This window comes from Sorangium sp. So ce385 (assembly GCF_051474135.1).
Taxonomy (GTDB): domain Bacteria; phylum Myxococcota_A; class Polyangia; order Polyangiales; family Polyangiaceae; genus Sorangium; species Sorangium cellulosum_D.
On sequence record NZ_CP150337.1, the window covers coordinates 9,201,676 to 9,224,221 of the forward strand.

18 protein-coding genes are annotated in these 22,546 nt (G+C 73.0%); 13 read left to right on the forward strand and 5 right to left on the reverse strand.

Annotated features, from left to right (window positions below; all coding sequences use genetic code 11):
- The first annotated feature begins 200 nt into the window (after positions 1-200).
- Both WME83_RS33435 and WME83_RS33440 read left to right on the forward strand, forming a co-directional pair.
- Positions 201-521, forward strand: coding sequence for a hypothetical protein (locus tag WME83_RS33435; RefSeq protein ID WP_437313765.1), 321 nt, complete (start codon positions 201-203; stop codon positions 519-521).
- Between the two features lie 645 nt (positions 522-1,166).
- Entirely contained in the window at positions 1,167-2,219 is a 1,053-nt protein-coding gene (locus tag WME83_RS33440) for a hypothetical protein (protein ID WP_437313766.1), read from the forward strand.
- 44 nt (positions 2,220-2,263) lie between these two features.
- Here WME83_RS33440 and yddG read toward each other — a convergent pair whose 3' ends face one another.
- Together yddG and WME83_RS33450 are read right to left on the reverse strand one after the other, a co-directional pair.
- Positions 2,264-3,175 (reverse strand): aromatic amino acid exporter YddG, encoded by a 912-nt coding sequence (gene yddG, locus WME83_RS33445; RefSeq protein ID WP_437313767.1) that lies wholly within the window; start codon positions 3,173-3,175, stop codon positions 2,264-2,266.
- Positions 3,176-3,277: 102 nt separating this feature from the next.
- Positions 3,278-4,060 carry a helix-turn-helix domain-containing protein gene (locus tag WME83_RS33450; protein WP_437313768.1) on the reverse strand — a complete coding sequence of 261 codons (783 nt, stop codon included), beginning with the start codon at positions 4,058-4,060 and terminating at the stop codon, positions 3,278-3,280.
- Positions 4,061-4,454: 394 nt separating this feature from the next.
- Here WME83_RS33450 and WME83_RS33455 point away from each other — a divergent pair, with 394 nt between their 5' ends.
- From WME83_RS33455 to WME83_RS33495, 9 genes are all read left to right on the forward strand, one after another.
- Positions 4,455-5,930, forward strand: a complete 1,476-nt coding sequence (locus WME83_RS33455; protein WP_437313769.1) for a protein kinase domain-containing protein — start codon at positions 4,455-4,457, stop codon at positions 5,928-5,930.
- Positions 5,931-5,991: 61 nt separating this feature from the next.
- A complete protein-coding gene (locus WME83_RS33460) occupies positions 5,992-7,095 on the forward strand; it encodes a hypothetical protein (protein ID WP_437313770.1) in 1,104 nt (367 codons plus the stop codon).
- Between the two features lie 5 nt (positions 7,096-7,100).
- The gene (locus WME83_RS33465; RefSeq protein ID WP_437313771.1) at positions 7,101-8,456 is read left to right on the forward strand and encodes a hypothetical protein; all 1,356 of its coding nucleotides are present in this window, start codon (positions 7,101-7,103) and stop codon (positions 8,454-8,456) included.
- Between the two features lie 197 nt (positions 8,457-8,653).
- Complete coding sequence (locus WME83_RS33470; RefSeq protein ID WP_437313772.1) at positions 8,654-9,481, forward strand: TIGR02452 family protein; 828 nt, start codon at positions 8,654-8,656, stop codon at positions 9,479-9,481.
- A 190-nt stretch (positions 9,482-9,671) separates the two neighbouring features.
- A complete protein-coding gene (locus WME83_RS33475) occupies positions 9,672-11,318 on the forward strand; it encodes a serine hydrolase domain-containing protein (RefSeq protein ID WP_437322079.1) in 1,647 nt (548 codons plus the stop codon).
- A gap of 261 nt (positions 11,319-11,579) precedes the next feature.
- Positions 11,580-12,248, forward strand: a complete 669-nt coding sequence (locus tag WME83_RS33480) for a hypothetical protein (protein ID WP_437313773.1) — start codon at positions 11,580-11,582, stop codon at positions 12,246-12,248.
- Between the two features lie 417 nt (positions 12,249-12,665).
- Entirely contained in the window at positions 12,666-13,928 is a 1,263-nt protein-coding gene (glgC, locus tag WME83_RS33485) for a glucose-1-phosphate adenylyltransferase (protein ID WP_437313774.1), read from the forward strand.
- A 304-nt stretch (positions 13,929-14,232) separates the two neighbouring features.
- Positions 14,233-15,267, forward strand: a complete 1,035-nt coding sequence (locus WME83_RS33490; protein ID WP_020738474.1) for an aspartate-semialdehyde dehydrogenase — start codon at positions 14,233-14,235, stop codon at positions 15,265-15,267.
- 162 nt (positions 15,268-15,429) lie between these two features.
- Positions 15,430-15,804, forward strand: coding sequence for a DUF4406 domain-containing protein (locus tag WME83_RS33495; protein ID WP_437313775.1), 375 nt, complete (start codon positions 15,430-15,432; stop codon positions 15,802-15,804).
- A gap of 280 nt (positions 15,805-16,084) precedes the next feature.
- Here the strand turns inward: WME83_RS33495 and WME83_RS33500 are convergent, their stop codons facing one another.
- The 3 genes from WME83_RS33500 to WME83_RS33510 form a co-directional block, all read right to left on the reverse strand.
- The gene (locus WME83_RS33500) at positions 16,085-17,245 is read right to left on the reverse strand and encodes a Kelch repeat-containing protein (RefSeq protein ID WP_437313776.1); all 1,161 of its coding nucleotides are present in this window, start codon (positions 17,243-17,245) and stop codon (positions 16,085-16,087) included.
- Between the two features lie 233 nt (positions 17,246-17,478).
- Positions 17,479-18,894 carry an SIR2 family protein gene (locus tag WME83_RS33505; protein ID WP_437313777.1) on the reverse strand — a complete coding sequence of 472 codons (1,416 nt, stop codon included), beginning with the start codon at positions 18,892-18,894 and terminating at the stop codon, positions 17,479-17,481.
- A 263-nt stretch (positions 18,895-19,157) separates the two neighbouring features.
- Positions 19,158-20,165: a hypothetical protein gene (locus WME83_RS33510; RefSeq protein ID WP_437313778.1), complete on the reverse strand. Its 1,008-nt coding sequence runs from the start codon at positions 20,163-20,165 to the stop codon at positions 19,158-19,160.
- 273 nt (positions 20,166-20,438) lie between these two features.
- Here WME83_RS33510 and WME83_RS33515 point away from each other — a divergent pair, with 273 nt between their 5' ends.
- Both WME83_RS33515 and WME83_RS33520 read left to right on the forward strand, forming a co-directional pair.
- Entirely contained in the window at positions 20,439-21,059 is a 621-nt protein-coding gene (locus tag WME83_RS33515; protein WP_437313779.1) for a phosphatase PAP2 family protein, read from the forward strand.
- Positions 21,060-21,177: 118 nt separating this feature from the next.
- Entirely contained in the window at positions 21,178-22,470 is a 1,293-nt protein-coding gene (locus WME83_RS33520; RefSeq protein WP_437313780.1) for a Gfo/Idh/MocA family protein, read from the forward strand.
- The last annotated feature ends 76 nt before the right edge of the window (positions 22,471-22,546 follow it).

The window sequence follows — 22,546 nt, forward strand, 5'->3', positions numbered from 1 at the left end:
AAGTCCTGCTGCTGAGCGAGGGAGCGGGATCGAGCTCCGGCGCCATGTGCGCCGGCGTGTCCGAGCTCGAGCCGGCACGCGCGCCGGGCTCGCACGCCGAGGCTGGTGTCGTTGCCTCGCCCATGGTATCGGCCTCTGTTCGGAGCTCGATCATGACGTGTCTCGCGGCGCCGACGTCGGCGCTGTGCGGAGGGTCCTGGATGCGAAAGATTCATATTGCTTTGGGTGTGAGCTCGCTGGCGGATTCCATCACGGAGTACACGCGGCGCCTGGCGGCCCAGCCGCAGGTGATCGTGCCGGGCCAGTACGCGCTCTGGCGCACCGACGCGGTGAACTTCTCGATTCGCCAGCTCCCCGATGGCGGGGCTCCGGGATTGCGTCATCTGGGGTGGGAGGACGATGACGCCAGCGCCTTCTCCGAGGCCCGGGATTGCAATGGCATTCTCTGGGAAGAGTTCGGTCCCGAGCACCAGCTGCAAGAGATCCTTGGGCTCTGGCCCGATGCCCAGATCAAGCGCTGACTTCGAGGCGGCGATGAATCGGCCGGAAGAACCTCGACGCCCGGCGTCTGGAAGGCCCCGCCTCGGTAGCTTGCTCGGCGGATAGGTCGCCGGCCGCCGTCGCGACGGCGGCGCCGTGAGGTGGGTGACGCGACGATCGGCCAGTGCGGGCAGTCGATCTCGGCTTCCGCCCAGGGCGAGGTCGACGAGCCGTAGCCGCCGGGACGCAATCCGTGCCCTGAATCACAGTTGACACCGCCCCTCCGCACGCGCATCTGGAACGACCTGGAGGATAGGCATGCGCCGCAGGCTGAAACTGAAGGCGATCCCTGTTCTTATTCCTCTCGGCCTCACGGTGTGGGCGTGCAACTACGACGTGGGCGAGTGCTATCTTAGGGGGACGGAAGGCACGGGGGCCGGAGAACCATACCCACCGGGGTCAGCAGCTACGGGGGACCGGTTCGGAAACGGTGACGACGTGGGGAGCGGAGCCGATGAGCAGATGGCAGGGTGCACGCCCGACAAGACATGCACAGACATGTTCGTCGATTGCCAAGAGATCGGCGGCAAGTGCATCACGGGATATCCAGGCTGCGACAAATGGCGCCACACATCGTGCAGGAGCTGCTTTGAAGCCTGCCAATCGGGCACACCATACCCGCCAGCATGCAAATGCAGATCGTGCGGATTCAGATGACGAATGAGTCGACACAGGGCGCAGTCTACGTTGCCATGGGCAGGGTTGCCGGAGCGGCTCTAGCCAAGGTTGCATCCCCCGTCGTGGTCGACGATGACGAGCTCCTGCTGGGACCATCAAGACTCGATCCTGAACGTCATCGCGCTGCGCGCGTCAGATACTTGGGTGGAGAGCCGTCCACCGATCTCAATGAAGAGCTCGCGCGTCCTGATGGGCCGCCGATCTGCGTGGCGCTTCCGCCGACACCAGGCGGCCTGATGAGCCTCTGTCGGATCTGCGCTGCCGTCGTCGAGCGCGGGCGCGCGGTGTTCGTCGTCGATCTCAGCCCGCACGCCGCCGGAGCATCTCCGCAAGGGCCCGGCCCGGGCAGGGCCATTTACCTCAATGTCGCGGATGCTCTGCTGCGCAAGCCGCCCGTGGTCCAATGGTCGAAGCTCGAGACAGCCCTCGCGGCTACGTTCTGGAAATTGTGGTGCCGCCGCTCGCCCGTCGCCTTTTCCAGGTTCTGTGCATCTGGGAGCACGTTCCACCCGCAGCTGGCCAACCTCGGGCGTTATCATGCCGGACTCTTTCCCCGACGGGCAGGCCACGGGCTCTACCTGTCGCGCTTCGACGAGCTCCTCCTGCGACAGCTATCGCAAGAGTGGCTCTCGCCGGTCAAAGTTTTCGCCAACGCGATCAACGCAAAATCCGAGCTCGATGCATGGTTTTCGCACACGGGGGATCTGTACGTCGCCGAACGGCTCAATGATTGGTATCGCCATACGCGAGGCCGCATCATCGAACGTCGAAACGCGCATCACCCGAGACCTTCCGAGATGACGAGATGGTGCTTTCGCTGGCGCGCGGGGAGCGAGGAGATCCTGGAGGCGCTGCCGAATATACGAACGGCCCCGCCTGTATCCATTGGAGGCGCTACCGCGTATGATCCCGACCACCCATGGGTATGCCGATTCGATGCGCGAGGCACGCCTTACCTGAGCCGATTCGACGCCGCATCACCAGGCGACAGGCTGGGATAGGGCGTATGCGACGACGCCTGTGATGGGGGACGCGGCCGCGCCTTTCACACCGCGCGAGCGGTGGCCACGAGGCCGCCGGCCGCCACGAGGGCGCACGCGGCGAGCAGCGCGGGGCTCGCCTCGGCGTGGCCGGCGAGGCAGAGAAGCAGCGTCGAGAGGACGGGCGCGCCGTAGGCCAGCACGCCGAGCTGCGGGACGTCGCCGTGCTTCGTCGCGTGGTCCCAGGCGAAGAACGCGACGCCCACGGGGCCGAGCCCGAGCGCGAGCAGGCCGAGCGCCTGGCCGGCCGTGGGCGCGACCGTGCGCTCGAACGCGAGGTGCCCGGCGAGGCCCAGGGCGGCCGTCGCGGCGCAGGGGCCGACGAGGGCGTCGACGGGCACCTCGGCGAAGCGGCGCTGGAGCACGGAGTACGTCGACCAGAGGAGCGCGCAACCGAGCGCGGCCGCATAACCGGGCGCGTGCGCGGCGCTCGGGCGGACGGCGCCCCCGGCGGCCAGGACCGTCCAGACGCCCGCGAACCCGAGCAGCGCCCCGGCCACGTGCCGGAGGCGCAGGCGGCCGCCGGGGAGCGCCGCCGAGAGCAGGACGATGAGCAGCGGCCACAGGTACGAGATCACGCTGACCTGCACGGGCGGCGCGACGGAGAGCGCGTAGAAATAGAGGGCGTGATAGCCGAACAGGCCGCCCACGCCGACGAGCCACCACCCGAGCGGCTGGCGGAGCGCGCCGAGGCCGCCGCTGCCGCGCCGGGCGAGCCGCGCGGCGCCGAGGAGCGCCGCGATCGCGAAGGTCGACGCGAGCACCTGGAGCGACGGCAGGCCGCGCACCGAGGTCGAGAGCACCGTGAAGCTGCCCCAGAGGGCGATGGCCGCGACGCCCGCGAGGGTGGCGGCGCGCCGCGAGGGGCGCGTCGCCGATGTCGCCTCCGGCTGCGCGGGAGAGGTCGTGTCCGACATGGCGCGGAGAATGCCGCGCCGGCAGGCCGCCGTCTTGGCCCGGGCTCCGCGGTCCTGTGCCGGGGCTGCGGCGCGCGCTCGCGCCGCGCATGCGGCCGCCGGCTACGCGCCGCCGCGCCGCGGCTCGGCCGGCCGCCCGGACCGGGCCCCGCGGCGCAGGGCGGCCGGGGTCACGCCGTGACGGCGCCGCAGGCTGCGCGTCAGGCAGCTCTGATCGGCGTAGCCGCAGCGGAGGGCGATCTCGGCGATCCCGAGATCGGTGCGCGACAGGAGCTCGGTCGCGCGCGCGAGGCGCACGTCCGCGATGCGCGCCTGCACCGTCGTCCCGAGGACGGAGCGGAACAGGTGGTGGAGGTGCCCGGGGCTGAGCTCCGCGCGGGCGGCGATGTCGGCGACGGTGAGCGGCTCGTGCGCGTGCTCCTCGATGAAGCGGAGCGCGCGGCGCAGCTTCTCCGGGCCGCGCGCCGCGCCGCGATCGCCGCGCTCGGCCAGCGTGAGCACGAGCAGCCCCGCCCACTGCCGGCGCAGCGCGACCGAGCCGGCCCCGTCGAGCTCGGCCGCCGCGGCGTGGACCAGGAGCGCGCCGGCGGCGTCGAGGGCGACCGGCCCGCCGGCGCTCCGCTCGAACCACGGCGCCGCGCCGAGGGCCTCCGCGGAGGCGGGCGGCACATCGATGACGAGGAAGCGGTTCCGGTCCGACGCCGCGAAGGCGTGGCGCGCGTCGCACGGGACGAGCACCCCCGAGCGCCCCGCCGCCCGGAGCTCGCGCCCGGCCATCGAGATCGAGAGCGCGCCCTCGACCGGCAAGACCAGCTGGTGGTGCGCGTGCCGGTGCGCGACCACCTCGGCCGAGTAACGCTGGACGCTGAGCTCGACCTCGCCCATCGCGCGCCATGATCTCACGCGCGCCGCCCGCGCGCCATGGCTCGCGGGCTCGTCGCCCTGCCGGCGCTCCCGGCGAACGCCGGGGCGCCGCCGCGGCCTGCGCAGCGCCGGCTGGCGAGGAGGCAGCGCGTTCCAAGCAGGAGGGACTCCCTCAGCGCGCGTTCCCACCCTCCTGCGGATTGGCTCGCACGCGCAGCGCCGAGCGTCGCAATCGTGCGCCGCGCGCGATGCGCGTCGGGTGCGGCGCTCCGCCCGGCCGATCCGGTGGAATGGCGCGCAATCGAGGCTTGACGGCACGGCGCGAACGGAAAATCGTGGCGTCCATGTCGGGGCAAGGGACGTGGCGGCGCGCGCTCGCGCGGCGGCGCGCGGCCGCCGCTGGGGGCGCGCGCTGATGTCGTTCGCGCTCGCGGAGGGCTCCGTCTTCGCCGGACGCTACCGCCTCGGGCGCGTCATCGGCGTCGGGGGGATGGGCGCCGTGTACGAGGCCGTGCACCTCGAGACGAACCGGCGGCGCGCCCTCAAGATCATGCACCCGACGCTCTTCGAGAGCCCGAGCCTGCGCGAGCGCTTCCAGCGCGAGGCCAAGATCAGCGCGGAGATCGAGAGCGAGTTCATCGTCGAGGTCTTCGACGCGGGCATCGACGAGCAGACGCGCATGCCGTTCCTCGTGATGGAGCTGCTCCGCGGCGAGGACCTCGGCCAGCGCGTCGAGCGCCTCGGCCGGCTGCCGCCGCTCGAGGTCGTGACGTACCTCCACCAGGTGGCGCTGGCGCTCGACAGGACGCACCGGGCCGCGATCGTCCACCGCGATCTCAAGCCCGAGAACATCTTCCTGACCCAGCGCGAGGACGGGCAGCCCCACGTCAAGATCCTCGATTTCGGCATCGCCAAGCTCGTCGCCGAGAACGCGAGCGCCGGGCGCGCGACGCACGGGGTGGGCACGCCGATCTACATGGCGCCGGAGCAGTTCGATGGCTCCCCGCTGAGCAGCGCCACGGATATGTACGCGCTCGGCATGGTGGCGTACACGCTCCTCGTCGGCGCCTCGTACTGGGTCGAGGAGGAGAAGGCCGGCAACCTCCTCGCGCTCCTCACCGCGGCCTCGCGCGGGCGTCCCGAGCCGGCGAGCGCGCGCGCGGCCGCGGGCGGCGCGGCGCTGCCGCCCTCGTTCGACGCGTGGTTCGAGAAGGCCACCGCCCTGCGGCCCGAGGCGCGGTTCCAGGTCGCGACGCAGGCGGTGCGCGCCCTCGCGGAGGCGCTGGAGGTCGCGCCCCCGCCGAGCGCGGCGCGGTCGCCGGCGTGGATGGCCGAGCTCGCGGCGAGCGCCACGGTCGCGTCCGTGCCCGCGGGCACGCCGATCCAGGCGCCGCCGGATCCGCAGGGCGAGCCCGACGAGACGCCGCTGCCCCCGGGGGCCTCGCGCGCCGAGCGCGCCGAGCGCGCCGCCGGCGCGCCGTCGCGGGCAGGGCGGGTCGCCGGCATCGCGATCGCGCTCGCCGTCGGCGGGCTCCTCGGCGCGGCGGTCTACGCGACGCAGGTCGAGCGTCCGCCCGCGGCGACGGGGAGCGACCCGGCGGGCGCGAGCGTCGCGCCGGCCGCGGAGCCGCCGGCGCCGGCCGCCGCCACCCCGGGCATCACGCCGCTCGGCGCCGCCTCGGCCGCGCCCTCGCCGAGCGCCTCCGCCGCGCCCTCGCCGAGCGCCGCTGCGCCCACGGCGGGCGCTGACCCCGCCGCGCCCGCGGCAGGCGCCTCCGCCGCGCCCTCGCCGAGCGCCGCCGCGCAGGGGGCACAGGCGCCCGCGAGCGGCTCGACCGTGGCGCCCGCGAGCGGCTCGACCGCGAAGAAGAAGCGATGGACGCGCGACTGAGATGGGCTCGCCGCGCGCGACGATCCCGAACGCCCCCGACGACGTCAGGACCGCCCGCCCGATGAACACCGCGCGACTCGCCCTCTCCGCCGCATGCCTCTCGAGCGCGCTCGCCGCCGCGGGCGCCGCCTCGGCGGACGCCCCGGATCCCGCCCAGGCCTCGTTCGATCAGGGCGTCGCGCTCATGGAAGCGGGGCGCTTCGAGGAGGGCTGCCCCGCCATCGAGCAGAGCCAGAAGCTCGACCCGCGGCCCGGCACCCTGTTCACGCTCGCGGAGTGCGAGGCGCTGCGGGGGCGGGTCGCGACGGCGATCGCCCGGTTCGACGAGTACCTCGCGCTCTACCCCACCCTCGCGCCGAAACAGCAGCGCAACCAGGGCGACCGCGCGCAGAGCGCGCGCAAGCAGCGGGAAGCGCTCGCGCGCGACGTGCCCGGGCTCCGGCTGGAGCTGCCGCCGGACGCGCCGCCGGGCACGGCGGTCGAGCTGGACGGCCAGCCCCTCGCCCCCGCCGCGATCGGAGCCCTGCTGCCGGTCGATCCAGGAAAGCACGTCGTCCGGGCGCACGTGCCGGGAGGTCCTGCGTTCGAGCGCTCCGTGCTCGTCGAGAAGGGCGAGAAACGGACCGTGGCGCTCGAGGTGACGGGCCCGCCGCCGTCGCCGCCGCCGCAGCAGCAGCGGCCCGAGAGCGCGAGCGGGGCCGGCGCGGCGGGCGGAAGCGGGGCCGGCGCGGCGGGCGGAAGCGGGGCCGGCGCGGCGGGCGGAAGCGGGGCCGGCGCGCCGCCCGACGCGACGACGCACCGCGCGGGCGCCGGCGGGCGCCGCGCCGCGGTCTACCTCGCGGGTGGGCTGGGGCTCGCGGGGCTCGTGGCGGGCGGCGTCACCGGCGCGCTCGCGATGGAGAGGAAGGGCGTCGTCGACAGGAACTGCGTCGGCGCGGCGTGCAATCACGAGGGCAAGACGGCCGCCGACGCCATGAAGGCGCTCGGGCTCGCCAGCACGATCGCCTTCGGCGTGGGCATCGCGGGGGCCGGCGCGGCGGCGGTGCTGCTCTTGACCGAGCCCAAGGCCACGGGCGCGAGCGCGTCCGGCGGGGCGTGGGTCGCCGCGGGCGTTGCGCCGGTCGGGGCGAGCGGCGCCGCGATCGACGTGCGAGGGGCATGGTGATCCCGATGGAAAGCGTGCGCGTGCGCTGGATGCTCGCCGCGGGCCTCGCGCTCTCGTCGGCATGCACGGCCCTCCTCGGAGGGGACAAGGACTATTACGAGGTCGTCGGCGCCGGCGGCGCAGGCGCCGGCGCGAGCGCAGGCGGCGACGGGGGCGCAGGCGGCTCGGGCGGCGGCGGCGGCGCGGGCGACGGCGGCAGCGCGGGCGACGGCGGCGCCGGCGGCGGGCCGCCCGCGACATGCACCTCGGCGGACGAGTGCCCGCTGGGCGACGTCTGTCGGGTCCCCGCGTGCGTCGACGGCATGTGCGGCTTCGCGCCGGCCGACGCCGGCACGCCCTGCGGCGGGCGCGGCTCCTGCGAGGACGGCGCGTGCGCGTGCCCGCCCGGCGAGGCGTACTGCGCGGGGGCGTGCGTCGACACGGCGACCGATCCGCGGCACTGCGGCGCCTGCGGCCACGATTGCCAGGGCGGCGCGTGCGAGGCGGCGGCGTGCCAGCCGCTCGCGCTCGCCGAGGGGCTCCAGCACCCGGCCGGCATCGCGCTCGACGCGGAGCGCGTGTACTGGACGAACCAGGGCGTCGAGGGCTCGGTGATGGCCGTGCCCAAGCGCGGGGGCGAGCCGGCGGCGCTGGCCACCGGCGAGGACAGCCCGTGGGGCCTCGCCGTGGGCGGGGGGTACGTCTACTGGTCGAGCTACGTGATCGGGACCCTGAGCCGCTCGCCGATCGACCGGCCCGATCCGGTCGAGATCGCGCAGCAGTCGAAGCCGGTCGCGCTCGCGCTGGACGCGGCGAACCTCTACTGGGCCGACGCCGAGCGGCACACCATCAACCGGATGCCGCTCGAGGGCATCGGCGAGCCGGGCGGCGGCGGCGCCGTGCTGCTCGCCACCGAGCAGGACGCGCCGTTCGACGTCGCGGTCGACGCGACGCACGTCTACTGGACGCTCGACGTGGATCCGGTCTCGCAGGGCGTGGTGCTGCGGATCCCGATCGCCGGGGGCGAAGCGGAGCCGCTCGCCACGGGCCAGCGGAGCCCGCAGGGCATCGCGGTCGACGCGACGCACGTCTACTGGGTGAACGAGGGCGGCGACGTCCACAAGACCGCGCGCGGCGGCGGCGGGCGGGACGTCACGCTCGCCTCGGCGGGGGTGCACGCGCGCAGCGTCGCCGTCGACGCGACGCACGTCTACTGGACGGCCCCGGACGAGGGGGCGGTGCGGCGCACCCCGCTCGACGGGGGCATCGCCGAGACGTTCGCCGAGGGGCAGGTGATGCCCTGGGAGATCGCCGTCGACGAGGCCAGCGTCTACTGGACGAACAACACGAATCCAGGCCGCGTGATGAAGCGCGCCAAGTGAGCCTGCCGCCGGCGGCGCGCGCGGCCGGCGCGCTCCGTCCGGAGCGCGGGGCGCCTCGCCGCGGCGCGGACCCGCGGGAGATCGCGGGCAGACGACGCCGCCGGCCCGCCGGAGCCGCGGAGGAGCAGCGCCCCGCGCGCCCGCGGCGGCGCGTGTTTCGCTGGACGATCGGCCGCGGCTCGCCAATCTTTGGACGCATGAAACTCACGAGCATCGCCGCAGAGACCGTGCAGATCGTGGGCCGGGGCGAGTACACCGCGCCCTCGGGCGCGACGGTCCGCATCCGCGACCGCGTGCTCGCCGCGGTGAAGGGCACCGCGCTTTACCGGCCCGGATCCCTCGACACCTGGGAGCCGAAGGAGCGCCTCGAGCGGCCGGCGGCCATCGAGGTCACGGGCGAGACCACGGGGGCGGCGGGCCGCCGGCTCGTCGAGCAGGAGGGCGAGGCCCGCGTCGCGGCCCTCAACTTCGCCTCCGGCAAGAACCCCGGGGGCGGGTTCCTGCGCGGGGCCAAGGCCCAGGAAGAGGACCTCGCCAGGTGCTCCGCGCTGTACGCGTGCCTGGTCGAGCAGCGCGAGTACTACGACCAGAACCGCGCCTCGGGGAGCTTCCTGTACACCGATCACCTCATCTACTCGCCGGACATACCGTTCTTCCGCGACGAGCAGCACAACCTCCTGGAGCGGCCCTTCGCGCTGTCGATCATCACCGTTCCGGCGCCGAACGCCGGCGAGGCGCTCCAGCGCGACGAGGGGGTGGATCAGGACATCCGCGCGGCCCTGGAGCGCCGCGCGGCCATGGTGCTCGCGGCGGCGGGCGCGCACGGGCACCGGTGCCTGGTCCTCGGCGCCTGGGGGTGCGGCGTCTTCCGCAACGACCCGGGCGAGGTCGCCGACGTCTTCGCCCGTTGCCTCGAGCACCCGCGCTTCCGCGGCGCGTTCTCGCGCGTGGTGTTCGCCGTGTACGACCGGGGCGCCGATCAGCCGAACTACCGGGCGTTCCGGGATCGATTCGCCGGGGCATAAGCGCGCCCTCACGGGCACGATGACGCCCGCGCGCAGGCCACATCGTGGGAGACATACGCCCGAGCTGCGCCGAGGTCGCTTTTTACGTTTGGCTTCAATGGAAAAGTAGAGAACGGAAATCGCGCGATTGCTGCTTTCGATTGTCGGACCGTGATGGAGGAGCGAAAATCACGGTTCCGCCTTGAAGACGATGGGCAGCATCTTCGCCGCACGCCTCGCGACAGCCGTCTTCTCCGCGTCGCTCCCGCTCCTCGGCGGGTGCGCGAAGACCGCGCCCGCGCCGCGCGCCGCCCGGCCGGCGGCCCCGGCGCCGCTCCTCCAGCGCTTCGCCAGCGAGCCCGCGCCGGCGCCGCGCTTCCTCGATCCGGAGCGCGGGCGGAAGCTCCGCGCGGCCGCGCCCGAGGTGCAGGCGCTGGCGCAGCGCACCGCGGAGCGGGAGCGCCTGCCCGCCCTGGCGCTCGGCGTCGTCATCGACGGCGAGCTCGCGATCCAGAAGGTGGTCGGCGTGCGCGACGTCGCGCGGGGCGGGGCGGTCGACGAGCACACGCGCTTCCGCATCGGCTCGATCACGAAGGCGCTGACCGCCGCGGCGGTCCTGCGGCTCCGCGACGAGGGGCGGCTGTCGATCGACGCCCCGGCGGCCCGCTACCTGCCCGCGCTCGCCGGCGTCGTCTATCCGACGCGCGACTCGCGGCCGATGACGGTGCGCGACCTGCTCACGCACAGCTCCGGCCTGCCCCGGCTCGGCGTGTTCTCCCCCGCGTCGACGGCGCGCGACGTCACCGAGCGCGAGATCCTGGCCACCCTCGACGGCTTCGGGCTCGAGAGCGCGCCGGGCACCGAGACGTCCTACTCGAACCTCGGCTACTCGCTCCTCGGGCTGCTCGTCGGGCGCGCCGCCGGCGTCCCGTACCGGCGTTACATGAACGACGCGCTGCTCGCGCCGCTCGGCATGCGCGACGCCGCGTGGGACGCCGCGGAGGTGCCGCCCGACGCGCTCGCGTCGCCGCACGTGCGCGCGGGCGACGAGGTGACGCCCATCCAGCCGTGGCGGCTCGGGGCCTCCGAGTCGACCGCGGGGCTCTACGCGAGCCTGTCCGACATGGGCCGGTTCATCGGGCTAGAGCTCGCCGCCTGGCCCGCCCGCGACGCGCCCGAGACCGGCCCCCTGCGGCGGAGCACGCTGCGCGAGTCGCACATGATGGCGCGCAACGGCTCGGCCTTCCCGGCGGCCGGCGGCGCCGACGGCCCCGGGCTCGGCTGGCACGTGCGCGAGGACTGCGACCTCGGCCACGTGGTCTTCCACAACGGCCTCATCGACGGCTTCTCCGCCTCGGTGATGCTCCTCCCGCAGCGCGGCGTCGGCGTCGTCGCGCTCGCCAACGTGGCCGGCGCCGCCCTCGAGTCGCTGAGCACGAAGGTGCTCGGCAAGCTCGAGGCGACCGGCGCGATGGTCGCGCGCGTCGTCCCGCCCTCCCCGTCGGTGCGCCGCGCGGCGCAGACGGTCGCCTCGGTCATCGGCCGCGCGCGGATGGAACCGCTCGACCGCAGGCTCCGGCCCGGCTGGTTCCCCGAGGATCACCTCGCGTCGCTGCGGCAGGAGCTGCGGGACGTCGGCGCGAGGGTGGGCGCGTGCGCGCTCGACGGCTCCGCGATGGTCGAGAGCGCCACGGCGGCGCGCTTCGGCCTGCGCTGCGAGCGCGGGGCGCTCTCGGTGGCCGTGCGCGTGGACACCTCGCCGGACCCGCGGATCACCTCGCTCAGCGTCGAGGAGCAGACGGGGGCGATCGCGTGGGAGGGCCTCCGCGCGCGCGCCCGCCCGGCTCCCTGCCGCTGAGCCCGCCGGCGGCCGGCCATCGCGCCACACCTGTGGCAGAGCGCCCCCACACCAACGCGCGGCTGAGCTCGCGATGACGGCGTGACGGCGACGTCCGGAAGCGGCCTGTTTTCCGGGGCTGCCGCGCGGCTGGCTCGCGCCGTGCATTGGGCCGCCACCGCTCACACCAACGGATTTGCCGTTGTTCCGAGGCTCCGGGACACCGGAGCTCGCTTCAGCGCTATCACGCCCGTCTTGGGCGGTAGCGAGGAGACTGATCACATGCGAACTCTCGTTCACTCTCTTGCGCTCTCGACCGTGCTCGCTCTCGCCGGATTCGGCTGTTCCAGCAACTCGCAGCCTCCGCAGAGCCCTGCTGGCGCCAGCTCCCCGGGCACCACGGAAGGGACCCAGTCGCCCTGGGGCTCGGACGCGAGCGGCGCCGGGACGAACACGGGGACGAGCGGCGCCATGGGCGCTCCGGGGACCGGCAGCAGCACGGGCCAGCCCTCGACGGGGGGCATGGGCTCGGGCACGAGCGACATGGGCGCTGGGCAGGGGGCTTCCGGGACGGGCATGGGCACCGGCGCCACAGGCACCGGGACCAGCGGGATGACGGGCACCGGCACCCCGGGCACCACCGGAACGACCGGCACGCCCGGCACGACCGGCACGCCCGGCACGACCGGCACCACGGGCACGACCGGCACCACGGGCAGCGGCGCGACGGGCACGGGGACGCCGGGTGCGGGCACGGGCGCGGGGGTCCCCGGCGGCTTCCGCGGCGACACGAGCAGCGGCACGCAGTCGCCCACCACGAGCCCGCAGCAGGGGAATCAGCAGAACAAGAAGGGTGGGACCACCGGGACCGGCACCGGCACGGGCACGCAGAGCCCGGGCACGAGCCCCGGCGCCACGGGCACCACGCCGGGCTCCGGCGGCATGCGCTGATCCGGCGCCGCGGCCGCCGTCCTCGCCCGGCGGCCCGGGCCCGCCCACGAGCGACCCGGCGCCGCGGTCGCCCGCGACGTCGGCGCGCCGGGCGAGACAGGCGCTGAACGAAGAAACCGCCAAGGCGCCACGAGACGCGGAGAATTCGCTCTCGTGGCGCCTTGGCGGTTTGTCTGTCTCTCCCTTTCGTCCGATCACCGCCCCGGCGCGGCGGCTGCTCACCGCCCGGCGCGGCGGCGGCAGCCCCGGGGCCGGCGCGCTTCCCGCGCGGGCTGCCCCGAGATCACCAGGTGTCGCGGCAGTTGCAACCACCTCGCGCAACATGGTATTCGGCTCGACCGGTCCCGAGGATCGGCTAGTCTAGTCGCGCCCATCGCTCCGGGCGTCGAACCGTCCCCCTCACCTGCGGAGGTCCGCTTGAAGCACAACGACGTGGTGGTTTTGATCCTCGGCGGAGGCGTCGGAAGCCGCCTCTACCCGCTCACCAAGCTGCGCTCGAAGCCAGCGGTCCCGACCGGCGGCAAATACCGCCTGGTCGACATCCCGATCAGCAACTGCCTCAACTCGGGCTTCAATCGCATCCACATCCTCACGCAGTACAACTCGGTCTCTCTCCACAACCACATCACGCAGACGTATCGATTCGACGTCTTCTCCGCGGGCGCCGTGCAGATCCTCGCCGCCGAGCAGACGCCGACGCACAGCGACTGGTACCAGGGCACCGCCGACGCGGTCCGCAAGCAGCTGGTCGAGGTCAAGTCGCCGAACCCGCGCGACGTCATGATCCTCTCGGGCGACCACCTCTACCGCATGGACTACGAGCCTTTCCTCGCGCGCCACCGCGAGACCCGGGCCGACGTCACGCTCGCGGTGCGGCCCGTCCCGACCGCCGAGGTGTCGCGCCTCGGCATCGTGGACACCGACGACGACGGGCGGGTGGTCAAGTTCGTCGAGAAGCCGAAGGACATGAAGCTGCTCGACGGCGTGCGGCGGCTCCCCGATCCGAAGAACCCGTGGCTCGCCTCGATGGGCGTCTACATCTTCAGCGCGAAGGCGCTCTACGAGATGCTCGAGCGCGACAACGCCTCCGACTTCGGCCACCACATCCTGCCGCGCGCGCTCGACACCCACCGGATGGTGACCTACACGTTCGACGGGTACTGGGAGGACATCGGCACGATCCGGAGCTATTTCGAGGCGAGCCTCGCGCTCACCGACTCCAATCCTCCGTTCTCGTTCTACGATCCCCAGCGGCCGATCTACACCCGCCCGCAGTTCTTCCCCCCGGCCCACGTCAGCGCCGGCTCGGTCCTCGACCAGGTGCTCCTCGCCGAGGGCAGCCGGATCATCGAGTCGAAGATCTCCCGGTCCGTCGTGGGGCAGCTCTCGTCGATCGGGCCCAACGTCACGATGTCGAACACGGTGATGATGGGCGCGGATTACGAGGTCCTGTTCCAGGGCTACGCCCCCGAGAGCACGAGGGGCCTCCCGCCCATCGGCATCGGCCGGGGGTGCAGGATCGACGGCGCGATCATCGACAAGAACGCGCGCATCGGCGAGGGGGTGGTGATCCGCAACATCCCCGATCGCGAGGACACCGACGCCGAGTACTACGCGGCCCGCGAGGGCATCGTCGTCGTCCCGAAGAACGCCGTCGTCCCCCCGGGCACGGTCATCTGAGCAGGCCGCCCGCGCGCCGCGCGGGGCCGGCGGCGAGCTCGCCCGCGCAGGTCGGCGCCGGGACGCCCGGGCGTCCCGGACAGGCCGACCCGAGGCCGCCGGCCATGGCGCTCTGCGCCATCGGGGCCGCGGCCGCCGCGCCCTCCGTCGGTCCCGGGCGCCGGTCCGCCCCCGGTGCCGGCGGCGGCGGCGCGCTGCCTCCGGCGCCGGCGGCCCTGCCGCGCGGATGCCCCCGCGGGCGGCCCGCCGCGCCCGACCACTGGCCCCTCGTCGGAAGGGCCCCGGTCTGGTAAAGAGCGCCCCTATGCGAATCTGCATCCTCGGCGCTACGGGCCTCGTCGGTCGCGAAACCATCACCCTCATCGCGCGGGCCTGGCCCGGCGCAACGCTCGCCCTGTTCGCGAGCCGGGACCAGGAGCTCACCCTCGACGGCAAGTCGTACGAGGTGCTCGGCGCGTCGCGGCTCGAGGCGCAGGACGCCCCCCGCGGGGACCTCGCGTTCGTCGCCCTGGATGACGAGCACAGCAAGCGGTACGTCCCGCGGCTCCTGGAGCTCGGCTACCGCGTCATCGACAAGAGCAACACGTACCGCACCGACCCGAAGGTGCCGCTCGTCGCCGCCGGGGTGAACTCGAGCATCATCGACGACTCGGTCCGGCTCGTGGCCAATCCGAACTGCACGACCATCCCGCTGACGCTCGCGCTCTCGCCCCTGCGCCGGGAGTTCGGGCTCAGCGCGGTCACGGTGAGCACCTACCAGGCGGTCAGCGGCGCCGGCATCGCCGCCCTCGACACGTTCCTCGCGGACGCGCGCGACGGCTACCAGGCCGCCGACCGGCTGGGCCTCCCGTTCAAGCAGTCGGGCTACGCCGGCAACGTCGTCCCGCACAACGGCGGCACCGACGAGAGCGGCTTCTCCTCGGAGGAGCGGAAGCTCATCTTCGAGAGCCGCAAGATCCTGGCGATGCCGGAGCTCGGCGTGTCCGCGCAGTGCTGCCGGGTCGCGGTCGCCGTGGGCCATTACGAGAACGCGTGGGTGACGTTCGAGCGCCCGGTGGACCTCGAGCGCGCGGCGAGCATCCTGAGCGATCCGGCGCAGTCGCCCTATGTGAAGTACCTCCCCGGCGCCGCGGGCGAGGGCCTGAGCGCGCTCCACTGCGTGCAGGACCGCGACCGCGCCCTGGTCGGGCGGATCCGCCCGGACGCCCGGGACCGCGACCGGAAGACCGTGTGCATCACGGTGGTCGGCGACAACCTCCGGCTCGGCGCGGCCACGAACGCGGTCCGCATCGCGACGCGCTGGTTCAAGAGCGCCGACCAGGACCTGCAGGCCCCGTGACCGGCGCGCCCGGACGGGCGTGACCCGGACGGGCGTGAACCGCCACGACGGCCGCCATGGCGCGGGCCTCACCCGATCTCGCGGGCCGACGGCCCGCCCCCCGACACCGCTCCTCGCCCCCTGCGTTTCTGTCGGCTCTCACCCCCTGGAGGACTCAAGACGATGACGACCGCGCAGCCGCTCATGATCCTCGTCGCCGGGCCTTATCGCTCCGGCACCAACGACGACCCCGCCCTGATCGCCGCCAACGTTCGCGCCATGAACGACATGGCCGTGCGCCTGTTCCGCGCCGGCCACCTCCCCGTCCTGGGCGAGTGGTTCGCGCTGCCGCTCATCGAGCACGCCGGGTCGCGCCAGATCGGCGACGAGATCTTCAACGAGATCTTCCACCCCGTCGCCCGCCGGCTCGTCGCCCGCTGCGACGCCTGCCTGCGGATCGGCGGCCCCTCGAAGGGCGCCGACGAGATGGTCGAGCTGTCCCGATCCATGGGCAAGCAGGTCTTCTTCAGCTTCGACGAGGTGCCGAGCTGCGGCTAGGACACCGAACGGGTTGAAACCCCGAGAAAATGAACCACAGAGGCACAGAGGACACAGAGAAAGAGAGAGCTCAGAATCCTTTCTTCATCCCTCTGTGCCTCTGTGGTTCCAATCTCTTCATTCTCGGGCGTTTCAAGCTGATCGGCGCTCTAGCTCCGGCCGCCAGAGATTGGGTCGTAGATGCCGGGCTCCGCCAGCCCGGCGGGAGCAGCGCGCGGGTGACCTCGCGCTGCGCTACGGCGCGGCGGACATCGCCGACGGCCGCGGGGATCGCCCGCGATCAGCCGCCGCAGCCGAGGGGGATCGTCAATCTCCACATGTCGTTGAGCAGCACCGGCGCGAACTCCGCGGTCGCTCCCCCGAAGATGTAGAGCTCGTAGGCCGTGGCGGTCTCGCGCGTGAAGTAGAACTGCCCGAACCTCGGCGCCGGCGCGGGCCCCGTCATCGCGGTGTCCACGCGCGTCCAGGTCCCTGTGTGGAGATCGAAGTACCAGAGATCGGACAGGGTGGCACCGTCGAACTGGCTGCCTCCGAAGAGCCAGATGCGGTCGTTGTGCTCATCGGCGATCAGCTTCGCGTTGTCGCGGCGGCCCGGTCCGCCTGCCTCGTCGAAGACGAGCTGATCCCAGGTCTCCGTGTCGACGTCGAACATCCAGAGGTCGCCGAGGTAGTTCTCCGGCGTGAAGAGGCCGGTCCCGTTCACGGCGTCGTTCGTGTATCCGCCGTAGACGAGCAGGGCGTTCCAGCCCTCGGCGTAGACGAGCGGATGATGGGCGCGAGCGCGCGGGGCGGGCGAGCCGGTCGCGACCTGCTTCCAGCCGTTCTTGTAGCGGACCAGGTCGTGCTGGAGGCCGTCCGGACGGTTGATGAAGGCCGGCAGCGTCGACGAAGAGCCCGAGAAGGCGTACGCGACGGTCTTGTGCTTCCCCTTCTTGCGCACGGCGACCGCCTCCGTGGAGCGGTTGGCGCGCCCGAGCTCGGCCGCGCTCTGCGCGATCTGCGTCCACCCGTGCACCGGATCGAACCGGAACGTGTCCTGGTGCGTGAGGTCGAGCCCGCGCCGGAAAGGACCTCTCCCGCCGGAGACGATCAGCGCGTCCTCCTCGGCGACGCACCACATCATCGACTCGGCCCTGGCGGACGGCCCGCCCGGGTACTGGCCGAGGTCGTACCAGGTCAGCGTGTCGACGTCGAAGGCGCTGAAGGCGGCCACGGGCTCGTCATCCGGGTAGGTCCCGTTCAACCCGCCGAAGATGTAGAAGAGGCCCTCGTGATAGGCGCTCGCGCCGTCCCAGACGGCGTCGGGGACGGCGCCGCCCTGCGGAACCTCGGTCCAGTAGGGCAAGCTCGACTGGGCGGCGCCCGGGCGGATCCCGGCGAACGAGAGCAAGAGAGCGAAAGAAGCGACGAGGAAGATCCGAAGGTGAACCCTGCGCGTCATCCGAGCAACCTCCTTGTTCCAGGCAACGGCGGGCTCGGTGGAGCAGATCGCCGGAGAGCCCTTGAGGTTACCACGAGAGCCTGGGCCTACGAAAGCTGGATCACGATCCAGGTCGCGACCCTCGACGTGCCGGCGCAGGATGCGGGTTGTTGAGCATGAGCTGCCTGTTGTAGACCGTGCTCTCGCCCTGCGCCCAGGCGATGCCCGAAGCATCAGGCTCGTTGCCCTGGCGGTTATCCCACGGGAGCGGCGTTGACGCTCAGGGCCAGGCAATCATCGACCGCGGCGACGATCCCGTCCAACGTGTCCGTCTCTGGTCCGAAGCGCCGGAACAGCCCCAGATCCATCTCCGCCGCGAAATAATCCTTGGGCCGCGCGAGGATTCGTTCGTAGATCTGCCGCGCGGCGTGGCCCGTGGCCGCGATCGGGAGCACGAGCTTCCGCTGGGCCACCGCCATCTCGAACTCCTGGAGCACCCCCGGTGAAATGGCGCCGTCCTTCATACCACCAATCACGATGACCACGCCCGACTGCGCGATCAGCTCCTCCCGATAACGTCGCCTGAGCTCCCCGAGCTCGTCGCCGTCCGGGCCCGCCTTCGGCACCGGCCGCAGGAGCAGACGGCGGCCCAGCGTGGACATGGGGACATCGCTCCGGCCCTTGATCTCGTCCAGCATACCGACGATCGCGCCGCTCCCGACGCTCCTGCCGAAGCCCGAGACGAGGTTCATGCCGCGGCGGGCGATCACCCTCCCGACGCCGCGGGCCACGGCCTCGATGAAGCCACGCTCCGCCGCGTCGCCGTCGTCCGGATAGGTGCCGGACACGAGCACGTTGCGCTGCGCGGACGCGCGGCCGATCCTCTCGAGCAGCCTGGTGATGTCGGCGTAGTCGTGGACAACCACCGTGTGGATGCCATACCGCTCGAGATCGGTGGTGAAATGGTCGAAGCGCCTGGCGTCGTAGTCGGCGACCGGGCGCTTCAGGATGGTGAAATGCTGTCGCTGTACGCTCTCGAACGAGGCCCGCAAGGTGCCCATGAGGTACGCGAGGTTGGGATCCGTGAAGCTCAATCCGAGGAAGAGGAACGTGCGGGTGATCAGGTCGCTCCCCAGGACCTGCAGGAACCCGGGACGATTCATGCGGTAGTGCTCGTAGTCGTCCGTGGTCAAGACGATCTCGTCCGGCTGCGACGCCGTCCCGTGCATCTTGTAGAGCACCGCGTGGGCCTCCGGGTCGCTCGTCGTGAGGTCGGCGTTGCGCGACTTCACGTCGAGACGCCTGCCCTGAAGCTCCCATGCGCGCTCGAGCAGATCGTCGTAGTTCGTGGTCCAGAGGTGCTCGAGGGGGAGGCGCGCCAGCAGCCGGTGGTTCTCGGTGGGCGTCGCAGGCCGCCGGAACGTGCTGCGCACGAGCTGCGCCAGCCGGCCCCGGTTGTTGGCAAAGCGATTCAAGTAGAACTGCGCCACCGCTGGCAGATCGTGCTCCCGGTCGACGTCGAGGCCGAGCTCGCCGGCGAGCCCGCGGAGGAGCTTCCGCCAGTCGGGGAGATCGGCGGCGATGGACAGGCCCGCGCCGATGAAGGCCGCGCCCGTCCCCTGCTCCAACGCTTCCACGTAGGTCTTGAGGAAATCGGCCTCTGCGCTCATGCTCGTCGACCGCCATCGCAGCACGCGGGGACAGGAGCGGTCAAGCGTCGCCCGTCGGGTTGGACAGGGGGGCGGGCAGGTCCGAGATCCATCGTGAAGGGTCCTCTCTGCATCCTGCTGCAAGGGGCCTTATGCGCAATCGCCGCTCGTCGAGGGAGGGCTCCTCTCGGGTGGGCTTCTTCCGTGGGCGGCTTGCCGATAGGGGCCCTCACGCCGCGTACGCGGGGCGGCGCTGCGCCCCTCCCCGCGCCGGCGCGGCCGCTTCACGGCGCCGCCGCCGGCCAGCCGGCGCCGACGGGCAGCGCCTGCACGTCGGGGAACAGCATGTACACGCGCTTCCCATCCCGCGTCTGCCCGTACGGCGGCGACGGCGCGGCCGCGGCGACGCTCGCGCGCACGGCGCGCCCGAGCGCGGCCGCGCCGTCGAGCGCCTGGCTGAGAGCGGCCAGCGCCTGCGCGAGCTCGGGGAGCGACGCCTCGCCCGACGTGCCCCGCGCGACGAGCGCGTCGAGCTCGCGGCTCCGCACCCCGAAGTCCGACGGCAGCGGGTGCGCGGGGTGCGCCGTGAGCGCGGCGGCGAGGAACTGGCGCTTCGCCACGGCGCCCGCCTCGCCGAAGCCCACGGCGAGCTCGAAGAGCGCCGACGCGACGCCGAAGCCGGGCTCGAGGCCCTCGCGGCCCTGGAGCAGGAAGCCCCCGATCCCCAGGTCGTCGAGGTACTCGAGCCCCGTGTAGCTCGGCATCGCCGAGCGCTCCGTGTCCGGCAGGGGCGGCGCGACGCGCACCTCGCCGCTCTCGAACACGACGACGCGCGCGTACGTGAAGCCGGCGTGCGGCACCGCGAGCCGCACGCGCGCGAGCTGCGCGGCGACCTCGGCCGCCGCGCCGATCTCGAAGCGCGCCCCCGGGAGGTAGCGCGCGATGCCCGCCAGCGTCATGCCCGCCGCGTCGGGCCAGGGGCAGACCGCGACGTGCCGCGGCGCGGCCTCCGCCTCGCCCGGCGCGCACACGCGCTCCAGGCCGAACGAGGTGGGCGCGACGAGCGGCGGCCGCTGGCCCTCCACCCGCCGCAGATCGCCGAACAGCCAGGCGCGGTTCTCCCCGTGGTGCTCGGGCGCGAGCATCCGCGCGCCCACGAGCAGCGCGACCGTGCCCCCCGCGCGCGCGAGCCAGGCCTCCGGCACCGAGAGGTGCTCGTACAGGTGAGCCTCGACGATGAGCTGCCACTCGCGCGGCGGCTCGGGCGGCAGGGTGGCGGCGGTTCGGTACATGGCGGGTGCGGGGCCTCGAAGAGCGGCGTGCTCGGCACCGGATCCACGCGCGAGACGGGCGAGCGCGCCAGACAGCGTATCCAAGCCGGGACGTCCGCGAAACACGGCCGTGCGCCGGCGCGGTCGATCGGCGCGCGCTCCGCCAGAGCCGTCGTCATTATCCATCTCCGGCGTGCCCGCCCGCCGCGTGGCATCGCCGCTGCATCGCGGCCGGGCACGGGCATCGAGCCGGCCCGCCGCCCCGGCGGGCGAGCGGCTCGCGTGAGGGCAAAGATGCGGAAGAAAGACGTCGCCGCGGCGACCCTGCTCGGTACGGCCGCCGCCGCCGCGCTGGGCTTCGGCGTGCTCGCCGATCGCGTGGCCGATCGCGAGACGTGGGATCTCGACAAACGCGCGCGCAAGAAGGCGAAGAAGCGCGCCAAGCGCGCGCGCAAGAAGGCGGCGGAGCTCTCGGGCCCGCTCGGCAAGTGGTACGTCCACGTCCCGCTCTCGCTGTTCGCGGCCGGCGCGCTGCTGCGGCAGGGCAAGACGGGCGGCGCCCTGACGATCGCCGGCGCTTCGATCGGGGCCGCGGCGCTGAGCCGCATCCTCGACCGCGCGGTGAAGCACCGCGCCCCTCCCCCGGGGCGACAGGAGCCCTGGGAGCAGAGCTTCCCGAGCGGCCATGCGCTCGAGACGACCGCCGTGGCGATCGCGGGCGGCTACGTGCTCGTGCGCGAGGACGTCGCCGGCCCGTGGATCGCGGCGCCGCTCGCGCTCGCCTCGGCGGCGTCGGGCCTCGGCCGGCTGGTGCTCGACCGGCACTGGTCGACCGACTCGCTCGGCGGGTACCTCGCCGGCATCGCCCTCGGCACGGCGTGCGCGGGCGTCTACGAGGCCACGCGCCGCGGGTGAGGCGGCAAGGGCGGCCTCGCCGCGGGTGAGTCGGCCAGGACGGCCGCCGCGCGGCGTGTGGCCAGCGTGTCACGCCATGGGGCGGAACGCCCGTGGCACTTCGGCAAGGAGCGATTCGATGGGTGGTTCTCGAGACATGGTTTCCCGCCGCGGCCTCCTGCGCACCGCCGGCGGCGTCGCGGTCGCGGGCGTCGTGGCCAAGCTGGGCGCCGCGTGCGCCAGGGCCGAGAGCGGCGTGGGCGCGTCTCCGGACCGGCCCGCGGCGGTCAAGCTGCCTCGCCTCATGGCGCCCACCGAGCGCGAATCCGAGCAGATGCCGGCCCCGCTGGCCCCGGACAAGCGCGTCGGGTACGCCATCGTGGGCCTCGGGCGGCTCTCGCTGGAGGAGCTCCTCCCGGCGTTCGGCGAGTGCAAATATTCGCGGCCCACGGCGCTCGTCAGCGGAGACGCGCAGAAGGCCGCGCAGGTGGCCGGGCAGTACGGGATCGACCCGAAGAGCGTTTACAGCTACGAGACGTTCGACCGCATCAAGGACAACAAGGCCGTCGATGTCGTCTACGTCGTGCTGCCCAACAGCATGCACCGCGAGTACACGATACGCGCGGCCCAGGCGGGCAAACACGTGCTCTGCGAGAAGCCGATGGCCAACACCTCGGCCGAGTGCGTGGAGATGATCGACGCGTGCAAGAGGGCGAACCGCAAGCTGATGGTCGCCTACCGCCTCCAGTACGAGCCCCATCACCGCGAGATGATCCGCCTCTGCCGGTCGAAGGCGCTCGGCCCGATCAAGACGATCACCGCGGTGAACGCCCAGCACCAGGGCGATCCCGACCAGTGGCGCCTGAAGCGGGCCCTGGCCGGGGGCGGGGCGCTCCCGGACATCGGGATCTATTGCCTGAACGCGACGCGCTACCTCACGGGAGAGGAGCCGATCGAGGTGATCGGGTCCGCCTACAGCACGCCCGACGACCCGCGCTTCCGCGAGGTCGACGAGACCGTCGACTTCCTCCTGCGGTTCCCGAGCGGGGCGCGCGCGGTCTGCTCGACGAGCTACAGCTGCCACCAGTCGAAGCGCTTCCGCGTCATGGGGCCCGAGGGCTGGGCGGAGATGGACCCCGCGTTCCCGTACCAGGGCCTCCGCATCCGCGTGTCGCGCAAGGTGCCCGACAGCCCGATCGAGGACGCGAGCGAGTGGAAGCTCCCCGAGAAGAACCATTTCGCCCTGGAGATGGACCACTTCTCCCGGTGCGTGCTCGACGATAAGCGGCCGCACACGCCGGGCGAAGAGGGGCTCCAGGACATGCGCCTCATCGAGGCCATCTACGCGTCGGCGCGCGAGGGGCGCCCGGTGAAGCTCGAGCCGGTCGCCGGGCTCGACGCCTTCCGCGGGCCGCCTCCGGAAGAGGGATAGTTCCTCGTATCAGAGGTCCGGCCGGGGATCCGGGAGAGATTTCAACGCAAAGGCGCAAAGGCGCAAAGGCGCAAAA

Coding starts and splice junctions, on each gene's coding strand:
- WME83_RS33450 (WP_437313768.1), bottom strand. CDS start 4,060: ATGGGCGAGGTCGAGCTCAGCGTCCAGCGTTACTCGGCCGAGGTGGTC.
- WME83_RS33465 (WP_437313771.1), top strand. CDS start 7,101: ATGGAAAGCGTGCGCGTGCGCTGGATGCTCGCCGCGGGCCTCGCGCTC.
- WME83_RS33460 (WP_437313770.1), top strand. CDS start 5,992: ATGAACACCGCGCGACTCGCCCTCTCCGCCGCATGCCTCTCGAGCGCG.
- WME83_RS33490 (WP_020738474.1), top strand. CDS start 14,233: ATGCGAATCTGCATCCTCGGCGCTACGGGCCTCGTCGGTCGCGAAACC.
- WME83_RS33510 (WP_437313778.1), bottom strand. CDS start 20,165: ATGTACCGAACCGCCGCCACCCTGCCGCCCGAGCCGCCGCGCGAGTGG.
- WME83_RS33475 (WP_437322079.1), top strand. CDS start 9,672: ATGGGCAGCATCTTCGCCGCACGCCTCGCGACAGCCGTCTTCTCCGCG.
- WME83_RS33515 (WP_437313779.1), top strand. CDS start 20,439: ATGCGGAAGAAAGACGTCGCCGCGGCGACCCTGCTCGGTACGGCCGCC.
- WME83_RS33435 (WP_437313765.1), top strand. CDS start 201: ATGCGAAAGATTCATATTGCTTTGGGTGTGAGCTCGCTGGCGGATTCC.
- yddG (WP_437313767.1), bottom strand. CDS start 3,175: ATGTCGGACACGACCTCTCCCGCGCAGCCGGAGGCGACATCGGCGACG.
- WME83_RS33505 (WP_437313777.1), bottom strand. CDS start 18,894: ATGAGCGCAGAGGCCGATTTCCTCAAGACCTACGTGGAAGCGTTGGAG.
- WME83_RS33500 (WP_437313776.1), bottom strand. CDS start 17,245: ATGACGCGCAGGGTTCACCTTCGGATCTTCCTCGTCGCTTCTTTCGCT.
- WME83_RS33480 (WP_437313773.1), top strand. CDS start 11,580: ATGCGAACTCTCGTTCACTCTCTTGCGCTCTCGACCGTGCTCGCTCTC.
- WME83_RS33495 (WP_437313775.1), top strand. CDS start 15,430: ATGACGACCGCGCAGCCGCTCATGATCCTCGTCGCCGGGCCTTATCGC.
- WME83_RS33520 (WP_437313780.1), top strand. CDS start 21,178: ATGGGTGGTTCTCGAGACATGGTTTCCCGCCGCGGCCTCCTGCGCACC.
- WME83_RS33455 (WP_437313769.1), top strand. CDS start 4,455: ATGTCGTTCGCGCTCGCGGAGGGCTCCGTCTTCGCCGGACGCTACCGC.
- WME83_RS33470 (WP_437313772.1), top strand. CDS start 8,654: ATGAAACTCACGAGCATCGCCGCAGAGACCGTGCAGATCGTGGGCCGG.
- WME83_RS33440 (WP_437313766.1), top strand. CDS start 1,167: ATGCAAATGCAGATCGTGCGGATTCAGATGACGAATGAGTCGACACAG.